A 13,157-nucleotide genomic window follows, 5' to 3' on the forward strand; every position below is an offset into this window, starting at 1 on the left:
CGATACCCCCGCCCAGTGGGGGAGTCAAGCCGTGGAAGCTTCGACGGCCGGGGCGTATGTGTGTTGCCGGCCACCCGTACCCGCTCGGATCTGGGCCGTCGGACGGCCAACGTGTCGTCGGCCCGGGTGGAGCGGGACCTGAAGAGCCGTGTCAACCGGGCACGGGCCCGCCTCGGAGAGGAAGCCGTCAGCCGTCCCGACGCCAGGGGCCGTGCCCGATTCGTGGAACCGGCCCGAACGATCGAGGAGAGCCTCGGCGGCAGGGCGCACGTGGTGCGGCCGGCGGCCGGTTGACCCCGCGGATGCCGCAGCGGCTCACGTCCGGTCCCCGGGGAGGAACCGGCGCGCCGCCCTGCCCGGGCGCGGGGGCGGGCCCTCGTCGTAATCGTCCAACAGCCCCTGCTCCCGGGCCTCCTGCTGCTGTGCGGCCGGAGGCTGATAGGGATCGGGGTCGCTGTCCCGGGGCGGCTCGGGGCCGTCGAATCCGACGCGTACGACCCGGATCACCCGGGCGATCCGATAACGCAGCGGCAGCACGTCGATCGAGTCGCCCGGTCCCTCGGCCCCGCAGCTCTCCAGGGCTTTTCGGTAGGCGTTCCGTTCCTCCGGGGTGCTGTCGGCGTTCCACTCGTCGTCCTTGCGGCTCCGGTGTTCCAGATGCCGTAGCAGGAACTCGCGTGCTTCCTCGGGAACGGTCCAGCTGTCCCCGAACGGATGCCACGCGCGGTCGTCCACGCGATTCACCATCGGTTGGAAGTCCGGAGGCAGTACGACGACCTCCGGGTAGGCGAGGTGGCGCACCAAGGCGTCCTCGGTGACCTCGCGAGGAACCGGGCCGCCCGCTGGAACCAGTCCGCATACCGCAGCGCGCACGGCGTCCGGATCGGACTCCAGTTTGGTGTCCGCGGTCAGGCCGATGCCGTAGTTCATGGCGCTGCGCACCGATTCGTTCTCAGGGGGTGCGAACGGCGCCGCCGGCTCGGTCGGGAGGGGCAGGTCGGGCTCGTCGTTGACGAACCGCACGTAGCGTTCGATGCGGACCACCCGGTAGCGGTGGCCGAGGACGAGAAGTTCGTCGTGGGCCTCCCAGTCGAGCAGATTGGCGGCATCGGTGAACTCGCGTTTGCGGCCGGGGTCGCGCTCCACCTCGTGGCTCTGTTTGAGGAAGTGGTGGGCCAGGGAGTCGCGGCCCTCTTGGGGATTGTTGCCGGGATAGGTGCGGGTCGCCCACCGGCCGCCCACTTCCTGTGCGGGCTGGTAGAGGGGGAAAAGGATCCGCATGTCCACCGGCTCCTCGCCGGGGCGGCGGTCGGGGGGCGCGGGAGTGCGTGGCGCAGCTGGGTCGTCACCGTCGTCCATGCCCCCAATACTTCTGGATCGCCGACCCCCTGTCAGGTGGTTCGGGTACTGATGCGCCGTGTTCGCGGGGACGAAAACGCGGGGGCGCGCCACGTGGTCGCGCCGGCCGTATGGCCGATTCCCCTGTTGAGCAGGCTTTCCAGCACCTGATCCCTGGGCTTGGGGGGACACGGTAAAAAACGTTTGTTCTTAAGGTAATCGCTTGATCACTCTGAGCAATATCATGTGGCCTGCATGGTGCTTCCACGGGTGCAAGGACACCCACCTGCGTGACCCCACGCTGCCCCTCCCGGAGCCGGCCCAAGCCGCGAGAAGCACACGCATGCTGACAGATGGTCCAGGAGAGGCGCAGTGTTCAACAAGTTCTTCATCACGAACGCGATCAACCGGAGCTCCGAGAACGGTGTCGACCGGCGCCGGTTCTTCCGTGCCGCCAGTGCAGCGGGGATGGGTACCGCAGCGGTCACCCTGTTGCCCGCCGCCGCCATGGCCGACACCACGAAGGGGCCCAGTGATGCGGCCGTCCTCAACTTCGCCCTGAACTTGGAGTACCTCGAAGCCGAGTTCTACCTCAAGGCCGTCACCGGTGCCGGATTGCCCGGGAACCTCGTGGGCGGCAGGGGCCGCCCCGGCGCCGTCTCGGGCGGACGCCAGGTGAAGTTCACGACCAAGGTGGTCCGCGAGTACGCCCGGGAGATCGCCAACGACGAGAGGGCGCACGTCGCGTTCCTGCGTGAAGCGCTGGGCTCGGCTGCCGTGTCGCGTCCGCGGATCGACATCGATGCCGCGTTCACCGCTGCCGCGCTGGCCGCCGGACTCGTCAAGCCGGGGGAGAGGTTCGATGCCTACGCCAATGAGGACAACTTCCTGCTGGCGGCCTACGTCTTCGAGGATGTCGGCGTGACCGCCTACAAAGGCGCGGCACCACTCGTCAACAACAAGGTGTTCCTGGAGGCCGCAGCCGGCCTGTTGGCGGTCGAGGCCTACCACGCGGCCAACATTCGCACCACGCTGCTGGCCCGAGGACTGACGGTGCCCTCGGTGAAGATCTCCGATGCCCGCGACAGCCTCGACGGGCGTACCGATCTCGACCAGGGAGTCGTTGACGGCAGCGGGCGGGCCAATGTCGTGCCCACCGACGGCAACGGCCTGGCGTTCAGCCGCAGCGCCGGTCAGGTGCTCAACGTCGTCTACCTGACCCCGAAGAAGGCGACGGCGGGCGGGTTCTTCCCGCAGGGCGTGAACGGTGAGATCCGGGAGAGCGCCGACAGCACCCGGTAGGGGCAGGGGAGGAGCAACCGTGGGGGCGGGGTGGCGGCCGGTTCGGCGCGGCCCCGCCCCTCGCGGCGTTTCAAACAAATTCTTCCCGCCGGTTCCGGTGGTCAACCGGGGAATCCGTCGCTCTGCTCCAAGGGCGGGGAATCGGCTTTTCCGTGCCGAGAATTCCGCTGATGAATCTTATTCATTCAACTGGTTCGACTTTCCCCGGTGGAGAGCTCCCGTGCCTGGTGGACGTGCTGTTTGCGGTGTCCCGACGAAAGAGGCAGGGGACGGTAAGAATTTCGACGACGGGCAAGAACCGCTGCTTCCCGACCAATCCGTTCGGTCTTCGGCGGCGAATTGGTGATGGAACCCGAAACGGTAGGCGGCCCCGGACAATCATTTCCACCCGGGAGGAAAAGGAGTGTGCGAGGCCGGGCCCCGGCCGGGTTCCGACGCGCCCGCAGGTCCGTGCAGGCGCGTCCTTCGGCCCCGTCCGTCCTCGACGGGGAAGGCGGGCGCACCCCCGCAGAGTGGGTGCTCCGTGGGGTGCGCCCGTCCCCGCAGGCAATCCGATGCCTGCCGCTTCCCGCCCCGGGCAGGGGCGGGCGCACGCGGCCATGATCAGTGGTGGCGGCCGTCGAGCAGGAACCCCGCGATCGCACGGCGCAATCCTGCCTCGTCGAGCCCGTGCAGGCTGTCGTGCTGGTGCGCGGTGCCGTAGCGACGCAGCTCCTGCTGTCCCACGCCGAGTCCCACCACCCGATGCCGCACCCCCCGTAGCGCTCGGGACACCTGGGCCGACGAAGTGTCGCGCAGGTAGGGCTCGACCAGTACCACGTCCGGTGCGTCCAGTGTCGCGCGGAGCGTCTCGTCGTCGAACGGGCGGACCGTGGCCGCATAGAGCACGGTGACGTCCAGATCGGTGGTCGCGGCGAGGGTACGGTCGGCCATCGGGCCCACAGCGATCACCGTCCCGCGGGTCCCCCGGCGCAGCACCCGCATCCGTCCGTCGCCGGTGTCCAGCGCACGGGCGTTGCCCTCGGCCGCCAATCGCAGGTAGACCCGGCCACTGCCGTGCGCTGCGCCGCGCAGCAGGGCCTCGGCCTCGTCCGGGTGGCCGGGTACGTGCACGGTCCAGTCGGCCAGCAGGTCCAGCAGCGCCACGTCGCGGTGGCCGAAGTGGGTCTCCCCGCCCTCCGGCCAGTCGTAGGATGCTCCGGCGCTGACGAGGACGGCTCCGACGTCCTGATGCCCCAGGTCCAGTTTGACCTGCTCGAACGGCCTTTCGAGCAAGAACGGCGCGAAGGTGTGCACGATCGGTCGCAGGCCGGCGAGTGCCAGTCCGCCCGCGACGCCCACCATCAACTGTTCGCGGATGCCCACGTTGACGACACGATCGGCGACCGGGGCCACCGTTGTCGGGTCCAGATAGCCGACACCGATCTCGGCGAGCACCGCCACGAGTCGGTCGTCCTCGGCGAGCAGGTGCGGGAGCAAGCGGTAGAAGCGGTCGCGCTGGTTCTCGGCGGCCGTCGCCGCGGCCGTCTCGATCATGGTGCTCATCAGGAGTCCTTCGGCTCGACGTGGGCGACCACCGCGTGTGGGCGGTCGCCGGGGGCGGTGGTGAAGGCCCTTTCCAGGGCGATGGGATCCCGGCCGTCAACGTTGACCGTCAACCAGCCCTCAACGGCGAACCGGGAGGCGATTCCGCCCGGCCAGCCCAGGGACGCGGAAGAGTTGTCGATGACGACCGCGGTGAGCCGGTGCAACCCGGCGCGGGCCGCGTACTGGATCGCCTCGATGTTGCTGCCCTCCTCCAGTTCCGCGTCGCCGGTCATGACGACGACACGCGCGTCCGGATGCCCGGTGGTCCGAAGCCCCAAGGCGGTACCCACGGCCAGACCGAGCCCGTGCCCCAGCGATCCCGAGCCGATCTCGACACCGGGGACGAGGACCCTGTCGGGGTGGTAACCCAGGATCGAGTCCAGCGAACCGAAGTCGCGCAGGTCGTCCGGGCCGATGAAGCCCTTCGCGGCGAGAACCGCGTAGTAGGCCATCGGTCCGTGCCCCTTGGAGAGCAGGAAACGATCACGTTCCGGGGCATCGGGCCGGGCCGGGTTGACGCGCAGCACCCGGTCGTAGAGCACCCAGATCGCCTCCAGCGTGGAGGTGGCGCTGGCATCGTGCTTCTCGTCCCCTGTCATCAGGGTCAGCAGGGCGGGGAGATCGTCGTAGCCCCGAGCCGTTCGTACTGTTGGTCTCATGGATCGATCGTGCAACCTCAAGCATGGTTGAGGTCAACTGTCCGCTTGCGGTCGGTCGGGCGAAGATCCCGCTTCCCCATCCGGCGCACCGGTCGGGGCGGGTCACCCGCCCCGAGGGGCCGAACGGGATCGAACGCCGGTGTGCACGGAGGGAACGGGAAGTTCTGGCGGAAAACGTGATCGGGGACGTACACCGTCTCGACGTCTCGCAACCGGTCCGGGGTCGCTTTGGGAGGACCCGGTGGAGGACCGCGAAGTTCTGACTGCGGTGCGCGTACGCGGTGGCCACCGGATCGGCGTCGTTCACCGTTCTGACGATCGCCCGCACCCGTGCGCCCGGGATGTCGCCGTCGCACAGCGTCGCGGTCGGCGAGCCCGCGGCCTTTCGGGGTGAGGTACTCGACGAGCGCGGCCCGGCCGATGAGGGCCTGGGCGATCGCCGGGTTCGCTCCTCGTGCGGGGACGAGGGGAGGAAAGCCGTCAGGGGGAGGGGGCTGTTCCCGACGAGTGGGCCTCCGTGTCACAGATGGTCAACGGTTCGGGTGGCGCCGTGGACCACGGCCGCGAACGCGAAGACCCGTCGCGGACCTCGGCCGCCCCGATCTCCAGCGGCGTCACGATCCCCATGCCGGCCCGATCCCGTGCAGCGCCCACAACAGGTCCGGGTGCTGGCCGGAGTCCGCGCGTACGCCGAGCCCCGTGTTGGGGCTCGTGTCCCACGCCTGGGGACAAGGCTGTCTGGTTCGGGATTTTGTTGCACGGCGAGGATGAGCAGCGGGCCTCCCGGGCGGGGCACGGTCTATGGAAGCGGTGCCTCTCCGTCCCGGTCCCGGTTGCGAAGAGCCGAGGGCCGGTCGGCCCCATGGCCGACCGGCTCGTTCCTCGACGGCGGTCCTTATCTGCTGAAGCTGACCTGTTGGCGGCCGATGAAGAACCACAGCAGGGCTCCGATCAGGGGTGCGCAGATGATGAAGATGATCCACACCACCTTCATTCCGCCGCTCACCTGCGAGCCCAGGATGCTGATCAGGGCGGCGATGATCAGGATGATCACGGCTGCGGAGATCGCCAGGGATCCCGCCATGAGAAGGAGGGGGAGGAGGGTTTCGGCGGGGGCGGTGGAGGTGAGTGAGGTGACAAGCACGGGTGCGCTCCTTTGCGTTGGGTGTGAAACGCGAGGGTGGCGTCGTCGTTGGAGTTCGGGCGGGGGCGGGTGGGTGGTTTGGGGTGGTCAGTTCCGGGTGCGGGCGGCGGCGACGAGTAGGTGGACGCAGACCGCGATCAGGCCGATCATCGAGACGACGCCCGCGAGAAGGACGGCGATGTGGCCGCTGGTGAAGACGAGCTGCACCGCCAGAAGGGCGCCCAGGCACAGGGCGACGGCGGTGGGCCAGGCCAGGGTGCCGATGATCTTCTGGGTGACGTTCCAGCGGGGGCCGTTCCAGAGCAGTACGACGCCGGCGATCCAGCCCAGGAAGGGGGCGACGAATCCGCCCGCGAGGAGGGTGAGCACGGTGGCGATGTCGTAGAGGCGTTCACCGGGGGTGCGGGGGTTGGTCTCGGTGCGCGCGGCGGCGGCGATTTCCTCGGGGGTGCCCAGTTCGTCGAGGGCGTTGCGGATCTGCACCTCGTCGGCTCCGGTGGTGGTCTCGGCCAGGTGGGTGCGGACGTTGTCCAGGAGTTCGTTGCGGGTGCCGGCGGGCAGGTCGGTGGATGCGTCGCGCAGGCGTTGGAGGTAGCGCTGGACGTGGGCGTTGTCGGTCTGTTCCATCTGACTGCTCCTTGTCGTGTGCGGTGTGATGGTGGTCATATGGGGCCTCCTAGGTCTTCATGAGGGTGTCCACGGCGTCGCTGAACTGGGTCCATTCGCTGCGGAAGAGTTCCAGCGACCCCCGTCCCTCGTCGGTGAGGGAGTAGTAGCGCCGGGGTGGGCCGTTGGGCGACTCCTTCCAGTGGGTGGCGACCAGGCCGTCGCTGCGCAGACGCGACAGCAGTGGGTAGATCGTTCCCTGGCCGGCGGCCAGGGCCTGGTGCGCGGCGAGTTCGCGGACGAGTTCCACGGCGTAGTGCTCGCGTGCGTTGAGCAGCGCCAGTACACAGAAGCCCACGGTTCCGCGTCGTAGCTGGCTCATTGTCTTGCGTGGAGGATCTTTAACCATGCACAACAAAGTACCATGCAATGCAAGGTACCTTGCAAGTGTTTCGTCGGGAGAATTATGTTGACGCTCGTCGCGTTCACCGGTTGCAGGGGGTTTGAGCAGCGCAGACTCCGCGCCGTGCTGGTTTTCCGGGACACCGCTGATGCGGGCCGTGGAGAGGTGGTCCGGACGGGGCCGCGCCGAACGGGGGCTGACGGGCCGGTCGTAGCGCAACGGCTGCCGGGCAGGAGGGCGGGGTCCGAAATCGGGTGTTTCACCGTCGAGGGGGCGTGCCCACGGGGACGACCGGTCGTACGCCCGGTGGCAGGTGAGGGGCCCGAGACGCAAAAAACCCAGGCTCAGTTTCCAGTGGAACTGGACTGGCCTGGGGATTTGGGGTGGGCCACCAGGGGATCGAACCCTGAACCCGCGGATTAAAAGTCCGCTGCTCTGCCGATTGAGCTAATGGCCCGTACGAGACTCTGATCAGGCAAGGGTTTCGCACACAGCGGCTACTTTACCCGAGCCGCACGACTGTTGCACAGCGGAGGATTCGGCCCATAGTAGCCACCCGGCGGTGCCGCCTCGGGATGCGGGGATTGTCGGTCCGGCGCGTTGACGGCAGGACGCCGGTCTCCGGGGTCGTAAGCCGTTTCCACCACCGTGCTGTGGGAGCGTGATCGTCGGCCGACGAACCGGGGACGCCGCTTCCCGCCCTTCGGCGTTTCGGCCGGGAACGCCCCGGAAAGTCCGTCGGCCCTCCGAGGGATCGGCCGGTATCGTCCGTCTCCCGACCCGACCCGAGTCGGTCCACCACACGGCACAAGGACCGCCGTCGCCCCTCGGCCGGAAGGGCCCCAACAAACCCCAGCCAGTGGCCGGAACGGGTCGCGAGTTGAGTACAAGTCCCCATGTGCCGTTGTGTTCCGAGCGGGCATGATTTGGTGCATGAGCAACCCCCCTGAGCAGCCTCCCAACCAGCCGTCCGGGCCGTATCCGGGCCAGGACCCCTATCAGCAGCCTTCGGGCGGTTATCCTGCTCAACCCTCCGGGCCCTACCCGGGGCAGGACCCCTACCAGCAGTCCTCCGGTGGTTATCCGAACCAGCCGTCCGGGCCGTATCCGGGGCAGGACCCCTATCAGCAGCCTTCGGGCGGTTATCCTGCTCAACCCTCCGGGCCCTACCCGGGGCAGGACCCCTACCAGCAGTCCTCCGGTGGTTATCCGAACCAGCCGTCCGGGCCGTATCCGGGGCAGGGCCCCGGTCAGCCGAACGGGCCGCAGTACCCGCCGCCGGGCCAGGGCCGGACCGGCATGTCGGGCTGCGGGATAGCCGCGATCGTGGGTGCGGTCCTCGTGGTGATCATCGGCGGATGCACCGTGGCGGCCGGGGTGATGCTCTCGGGCGACACCGAGCCCACTCCGTCCCCGTCTCCGGTGGAGACCTCCGCGACACCCGTTGATCCGCCCTCTCCCGAGCCGGTCGAGACGGATTCGCCCTCCCCCGAGCCGGAACACACCTACGCCACCGACGCGCTCACCGAGTCGGTGTTCCTCCTCGCGGTCCGCAGCAACGAGTACGGCGCGTACTGGGAGGATGAGAGCGACGGCGACCTCGTTGACCGGGGCCACACCGTCTGCAGCCGGCTCGACGACGGCGACACGCTGACCCTCCTGGCCCTGGAGGCCATCGCGGAGGTCGGCGCGGACGAGGACGCCTCGGCCGCCCACGGTGCGCTGCTCGGCGCCGCGATCGTCAGCTACTGCCCCCAGCACGAGGACCAACTCGACAGCTTCGCCGAGTAGCGGGCCGTCGGCAGCCGGCCGTACGTTGCGGCCCCCTCGCCGTTCGGCAGGGGAGAAGACAGGGGAGGCAAACGGCGAGGAGCCGCCCTCGGGGGCCGCCGCAAGGCGTCCTCCCGTGAGCAGCCCCTCGAAAAGGAGTCCTGCGCGGTCAGTGCTCCGCGGCCTTCTCCGCGCCCGCGCCGGTGAGGGAGCGGACCTCCATCTCGGCCTGCTTCTTGTCGTTGCTCTCCTTGGAGAGCATCGTGCCCAGCCAACCGAGGAAGAAGGCCAGCGGGATGGACACCAGCCCCGGATTGGCCAAGGGGAACCAGGCGAAGTCCGCGTTCTTGAACATCGCGGTCTCCGAGCCCGACACCGCCGGCGAGAACACGATCAGGGTGATGGTGACGATGAGCCCGCCGTAGATGCTCCACAGCGCGCCCTGGGTGTTGAAGCGCTTCCAGAACAGCGTGTACAGGATCGTCGGCAGGTTCGCCGAGGCCGCCACCGCGAAGGCCAGCGCGACCAGGAAGGCGACGTTCTGTTCCTTGGCGAGGATGCCGCCGAGGACGGAGACCGCCCCGATTACCAGCGCGGTGATCCGGGCGACCCGGACCTCGCTGTTCTGGTTCTCGACCTTGCCCTTCTTGATGACGCTCGCGTAGACGTCGTGGGCGAACGACGCCGACGCCGTGATCGTCAGACCCGCGACCACCGCGAGGATGGTGGCGAAGGCCACCGCGGCGATGAACCCGAGCAGCAGCGGTCCGCCCAACGCGAGGGCCAGCAGCGGCGCGGCCGAGTTCACCCCGCCCGGCGCGTCGTTGATCTGCTCCGGACCCACCAGGGCACCCGCGCCGTAGCCCAGCACCAGGGTGAACAGGTAGAACAGGCCGATCAGCGCGATCGCCCACACCACCGAGCGGCGCGCGTCCTTGGCGGTGGGGACGGTGTAGAAGCGCATCAGCACGTGCGGAAGGCCGGCGGTGCCCAGCACCAGCGCGATGCCCAGGGACAGGAAGTTCAGCTTGGAGATCTCGTTCATGCCGTACTGGGCGCCCGGCGCCAGCAGTGCCTCTCCCTTGCCGCCTTCCTGCGCCACCGCGTCGGCGAGCACGCCGGAGAAGTCGAAGCCGTAGATGGCCAGCACCCACACGGTCATCGCGCCGGCGCCGGCGATGAGCAGTCCGGCCTTGATGATCTGCACCCAGGTGGTGCCCTTCATCCCGCCGATCAGCACGTAGAGGATCATCACGACGCCGACCGCGGCGATGATGGCGTTCTGGCCGGCTTCGCTGCGGATTCCCAGCAGCAGGTTGACCAGCGCACCGCCACCCGCCATCTGGGCCAGCAGGTAGAAGAAGGAGACCGCGAGGGTGGAGATGGCCGCCGCGGCGCGGATGGGCCGTTGGCGCATCCGGAAGGCCAGGACGTCGCCCATCGTGAACTTGGCGGTGTTGCGCATCAGCTCGGCCACGAGCAGGAGCGCCACCAGCCAGGCCACCAGGAAGCCGATGGAGTACAGGAAGCCGTCGTAGCCGTTGAGCGCGATCGCGCCGACGATGCCCAGGAACGACGCTGCCGACAGGTAGTCGCCGGCGATCGCCATGCCGTTCTGCGGTCCGCTGAAGGAGCGTCCGGCCGCGTAGTAGTCCGCGGCGGTCTTGGTGTTGCGGCTTGCCCGGAACACGATCACCAGGGTGATCAGGACGAACGCACCGAAGATGCTGAAGTTCAGGACCGGGTTGATCGCTTCCAGGCCCTGTGCGGAGTGCAGGGTCGCGCTCATTTGGCCCCCTCCTCGACCTGGTGCCGGATCTTGTCCGCGATCGGGTCGAGGCGGCGCCCGGCATAGCGCACGTAGAGCCCGGTGATGATGAACGTCAACACGAACTGCAGGAGCCCGAAGACGATGCCGATGTTGATGTTGCCGAACAGGGGAATCGCCATGAAGTCGTGCGCGTAGTCGGCGACCAGCACGTAGAGCAGGTACCACCCCAGGAAGAACGCGGTCATCGGGAACACGAAGACCCGTAGTCGGCGCCGCAGTTCCTGGAACTCCGGGCTCGCCTGCACCGCCTCCCAGTCCGGTTCGGGCCCCTGCCCGTCAGGGCGGCCGTTCTCGGTATCCGTCACCACAGACCTCCGCATCACGTCACATGTGTGTCGGGGGACACATGTGTTTCGCGACACATTAGGGAGGTCGGTGTTCGGTGGGCCAGGAGAACCGGTCCGAACGACGCCAGGCGCGACGAGCGGCTGACGAACGGCACCCGGGTCATGCCGAGCGGTCGTCCCCGGGCGGCTGGGGGGGATCCGCGGTCGGGCCGTGGGGAGGAGGCTCGTCGAGGTGGAGCCGCAGCATCGCCTTGCGGGCCCACGGAGAGGGGCGCCCGAACAACGAGACCACCACCATCGTGGCGAACGCCAGCGGTACGGCCCACGGTGCGGGCTGGGTGATCAGGATGCCCTGCCAGCCGTCCACCTGCGGGCCGGCCAGCGCCAGCACGATCGCTCCGGAGGTGCCCAGGAGACCGGCGAGCATACCGCTCAGCGCCCCCGTCCTGGTCAGTCCCGACCACCAGATGCCCAGGACCAGCAGCGGACAAAACGTCGCCGCGGTGACAGTGAAACCCCAGGTCACCAACACTCCGGCATCCAAGCGTGCGGAGGGGAGCGCAAGCAGGACCATGGCCGCGGCGGCCAGCAGCACCGTGATGCGGACCCTGCGCAGCCCACCCGGTACCAGGTCGTGGGCGATCGCACCGGAGACCGCCAGCAGCAGGCCCAGCGAGGTGGCCAGGAACGCCGCGAACGCACCCGCGGTCAGGAGCGCGCTGAACGCGGTCCCGGCCCACCCGGTGTCCACCTGGGTGGGCAGCGCCACCACCACCGTGTCGGTGGTCCCCGACAGGTACAACTGCGGGACCAGCACGTGCCCCAACGCCCCGTAGACGCCGGGGAAAAGGTAGAACATCCCCAGCAGCGCCACCGTGATCGCCGCGGTGCGGCGCGCGGAACGTCCGTCCGGGCTGGTGTGGAAGCGCATCAGCACATGGGGCAGCCCCATCGTGCCCAGTACGGTGGCCGTCAGGATGGCCAGCGTCCCCAGTAACGGGTAACCGGCGTTGTTGGTGTTGAGCAGTGGGCGCTGCCACTCCTCGCCCCCCAACGGCGCGGCGCCGCGTACCGCGGGCACCTGTCCGCCCTTCTCGAAGACCAGGGTCTGACCTGCTTGGACGTCCAGTCGTCCCGGTGTCAGCACGCTCTCCTGCCCGTCCGAGGAACGCACGACCGTGGGCGTGTCCACCTCCAGGACCACGTCAACCTGGAAGGACACCGGGGTGTCGCGGTCGAACCGGGTGAACTCGACCGGGTGCACAGCGGAGTGGCGCACCTCCGGGCCCACCTGCGCCACCAACCAGATCGCCGGCACGATGAACAGCAGGAGTTTCACCACGAACTGGAATGCCTGCACATACGTGGCCGCACGCATCCCGCCCAGGGCGAGCGTCGCGCTGACCACGGTCCCCGAGATCACCACGCCCACCCAGTAGGGGGTGCTGCTCACCGCGCTCAGCACCAGGCCCGCGGTGCGGAACTGGGGCACCAGGTAGAGCACGCCGATCACCAGCACCACCAGCGCGCTGAGCCGCCGCAGTCCGGGAGAGGCCAGCCGCGCTTCGGCGAAGTCGGGCACCGTGAGCGCACCCGAGCGGCGCATCGGCGCGGCCACCAGGATGAGCATCGCGATATAGCCCGCCGTGAACCCCACCGGATACCACAGGGCACCCACGCCGTCCTTGACGATCAATCCCGCCACACCGAGGAACGACGCCGCCGACAGGTACTCACCCGAGACCGCAGCCGAGTTCAGCAGGGGCGACACGCGTCGGGAGGCGACCAGGAAGTCCGAGGTGGTGCGCATCGCGGCCACACCGCGCAACCCGATGAGCAGCGTCACCAGCACCAAGGGGGCGACCGCCATCAGCGCTACCATCAGCGCTCCTCGATCCGCTCGGCCCCGCGCAACTGCCACCAGGAGAGAAACGCCATCAAGGGATAGGGCAGCACCGCCAGCATCAACCAGGACACCGGCACACCGGCAAGACGCACACTGTCGAGTTCGGGCCAGGCCCAGAACACCAACGGCAGGCCCACCAGCAGGATCAGCACCAGAAGCAGGGAAACCGCGCCGAGCGCCCGCTGCCGGCGGTACAACTCCGCGGCCCGTTCGGCGTCGGTGGATTCGAGCCGGGGGACCCGCCAGCGCCCGCGGGCCCGACCACGCGAATGGGCGAGCCGGGTCTGTGGGCTGGTCACCGCCACGCGTCTGGCGCGGTTGGGC

The 13,157-nt window shown here is 68.9% G+C and carries 13 protein-coding genes and 1 tRNA gene; 3 read left to right on the top strand and 11 right to left on the bottom strand.

Features of this window, described 5'->3' with window-relative positions; genetic code table 11:
- Positions 1 to 15 precede the first annotated feature (15 nt).
- On the top strand, positions 16 to 294 hold the full coding sequence (locus AC0VYP_RS01055; RefSeq protein WP_475472099.1) for a hypothetical protein: 279 nt from the start codon (positions 16 to 18) through the stop codon (positions 292 to 294).
- 21 nt (positions 295 to 315) lie between these two features.
- Here the strand turns inward: AC0VYP_RS01055 and AC0VYP_RS01060 are convergent, their stop codons facing one another.
- Entirely contained in the window at positions 316 to 1,281 is a 966-nt protein-coding gene (locus tag AC0VYP_RS01060) for a DUF5954 family protein (RefSeq protein ID WP_475472100.1), read from the bottom strand.
- 429 nt (positions 1,282 to 1,710) lie between these two features.
- On the opposite strand from AC0VYP_RS01060, the gene AC0VYP_RS01065 reads away from it, so the two are divergent.
- A complete protein-coding gene (locus AC0VYP_RS01065; protein ID WP_475472101.1) occupies positions 1,711 to 2,640 on the top strand; it encodes a ferritin-like domain-containing protein in 930 nt (309 codons plus the stop codon).
- Between the two features lie 603 nt (positions 2,641 to 3,243).
- On the opposite strand, the gene AC0VYP_RS01070 is transcribed toward AC0VYP_RS01065, so the two are convergent.
- The 6 genes from AC0VYP_RS01070 to AC0VYP_RS01095 form a co-directional block, all read right to left on the bottom strand.
- On the bottom strand, positions 3,244 to 4,185 hold the full coding sequence (locus AC0VYP_RS01070; RefSeq protein ID WP_475472102.1) for a transketolase family protein: 942 nt from the start codon (positions 4,183 to 4,185) through the stop codon (positions 3,244 to 3,246).
- Positions 4,185 to 4,886: a thiamine pyrophosphate-dependent enzyme gene (locus AC0VYP_RS01075; protein ID WP_475472103.1), complete on the bottom strand. Its 702-nt coding sequence runs from the start codon at positions 4,884 to 4,886 to the stop codon at positions 4,185 to 4,187. The genes AC0VYP_RS01070 and AC0VYP_RS01075 overlap by 1 nt, the downstream gene beginning before the upstream one ends.
- Positions 4,887 to 5,781: 895 nt before the next feature.
- On the bottom strand, positions 5,782 to 6,030 hold the full coding sequence (locus AC0VYP_RS01080; RefSeq protein WP_285761638.1) for a PLDc N-terminal domain-containing protein: 249 nt from the start codon (positions 6,028 to 6,030) through the stop codon (positions 5,782 to 5,784).
- An 87-nt stretch (positions 6,031 to 6,117) separates the two neighbouring features.
- The gene (locus tag AC0VYP_RS01085) at positions 6,118 to 6,657 is read right to left on the bottom strand and encodes an HAAS signaling domain-containing protein (RefSeq protein ID WP_475472104.1); all 540 of its coding nucleotides are present in this window, start codon (positions 6,655 to 6,657) and stop codon (positions 6,118 to 6,120) included.
- Positions 6,658 to 6,706: 49 nt separating this feature from the next.
- A complete protein-coding gene (locus tag AC0VYP_RS01090) occupies positions 6,707 to 7,018 on the bottom strand; it encodes a PadR family transcriptional regulator (RefSeq protein ID WP_285761636.1) in 312 nt (103 codons plus the stop codon).
- 405 nt (positions 7,019 to 7,423) lie between these two features.
- Positions 7,424 to 7,496: transfer RNA gene (locus tag AC0VYP_RS01095), tRNA-Lys, on the bottom strand.
- A 476-nt stretch (positions 7,497 to 7,972) separates the two neighbouring features.
- On the opposite strand from AC0VYP_RS01095, the gene AC0VYP_RS01100 reads away from it, so the two are divergent.
- Positions 7,973 to 8,830 (top strand): DUF732 domain-containing protein, encoded by an 858-nt coding sequence (locus AC0VYP_RS01100; RefSeq protein ID WP_475472105.1) that lies wholly within the window; start codon positions 7,973 to 7,975, stop codon positions 8,828 to 8,830.
- 148 nt (positions 8,831 to 8,978) lie between these two features.
- Here the strand turns inward: AC0VYP_RS01100 and AC0VYP_RS01105 are convergent, their stop codons facing one another.
- From AC0VYP_RS01105 to AC0VYP_RS01120, 4 genes are all read right to left on the bottom strand, one after another.
- Entirely contained in the window at positions 8,979 to 10,598 is a 1,620-nt protein-coding gene (locus tag AC0VYP_RS01105; protein ID WP_285761634.1) for a solute symporter family protein, read from the bottom strand.
- Entirely contained in the window at positions 10,595 to 10,945 is a 351-nt protein-coding gene (locus tag AC0VYP_RS01110; protein WP_475472106.1) for a DUF485 domain-containing protein, read from the bottom strand. Before AC0VYP_RS01110 ends, AC0VYP_RS01105 begins: the two co-directional genes overlap by 4 nt.
- A gap of 142 nt (positions 10,946 to 11,087) precedes the next feature.
- Entirely contained in the window at positions 11,088 to 12,809 is a 1,722-nt protein-coding gene (locus AC0VYP_RS01115) for a sodium/solute symporter (protein WP_285761632.1), read from the bottom strand.
- Positions 12,809 to 13,132, bottom strand: a complete 324-nt coding sequence (locus tag AC0VYP_RS01120; protein ID WP_285761631.1) for a hypothetical protein — start codon at positions 13,130 to 13,132, stop codon at positions 12,809 to 12,811. Before AC0VYP_RS01120 ends, AC0VYP_RS01115 begins: the two co-directional genes overlap by 1 nt.
- Positions 13,133 to 13,157 lie beyond the last annotated feature (25 nt).

Source organism: Nocardiopsis sp. iso_186, from assembly GCF_056173365.1.

Coding starts and splice junctions, on each gene's coding strand:
- AC0VYP_RS01060 (WP_475472100.1), bottom strand. CDS start 1,281: ATGCGGATCCTTTTCCCCCTCTACCAGCCCGCACAGGAAGTGGGCGGC.
- AC0VYP_RS01070 (WP_475472102.1), bottom strand. CDS start 4,185: ATGAGCACCATGATCGAGACGGCCGCGGCGACGGCCGCCGAGAACCAG.
- AC0VYP_RS01075 (WP_475472103.1), bottom strand. CDS start 4,886: ATGAGACCAACAGTACGAACGGCTCGGGGCTACGACGATCTCCCCGCC.
- AC0VYP_RS01085 (WP_475472104.1), bottom strand. CDS start 6,657: ATGGAACAGACCGACAACGCCCACGTCCAGCGCTACCTCCAACGCCTG.
- AC0VYP_RS01090 (WP_285761636.1), bottom strand. CDS start 7,018: ATGAGCCAGCTACGACGCGGAACCGTGGGCTTCTGTGTACTGGCGCTG.
- AC0VYP_RS01100 (WP_475472105.1), top strand. CDS start 7,973: ATGAGCAACCCCCCTGAGCAGCCTCCCAACCAGCCGTCCGGGCCGTAT.
- AC0VYP_RS01105 (WP_285761634.1), bottom strand. CDS start 10,598: ATGAGCGCGACCCTGCACTCCGCACAGGGCCTGGAAGCGATCAACCCG.
- AC0VYP_RS01115 (WP_285761632.1), bottom strand. CDS start 12,809: ATGGTAGCGCTGATGGCGGTCGCCCCCTTGGTGCTGGTGACGCTGCTC.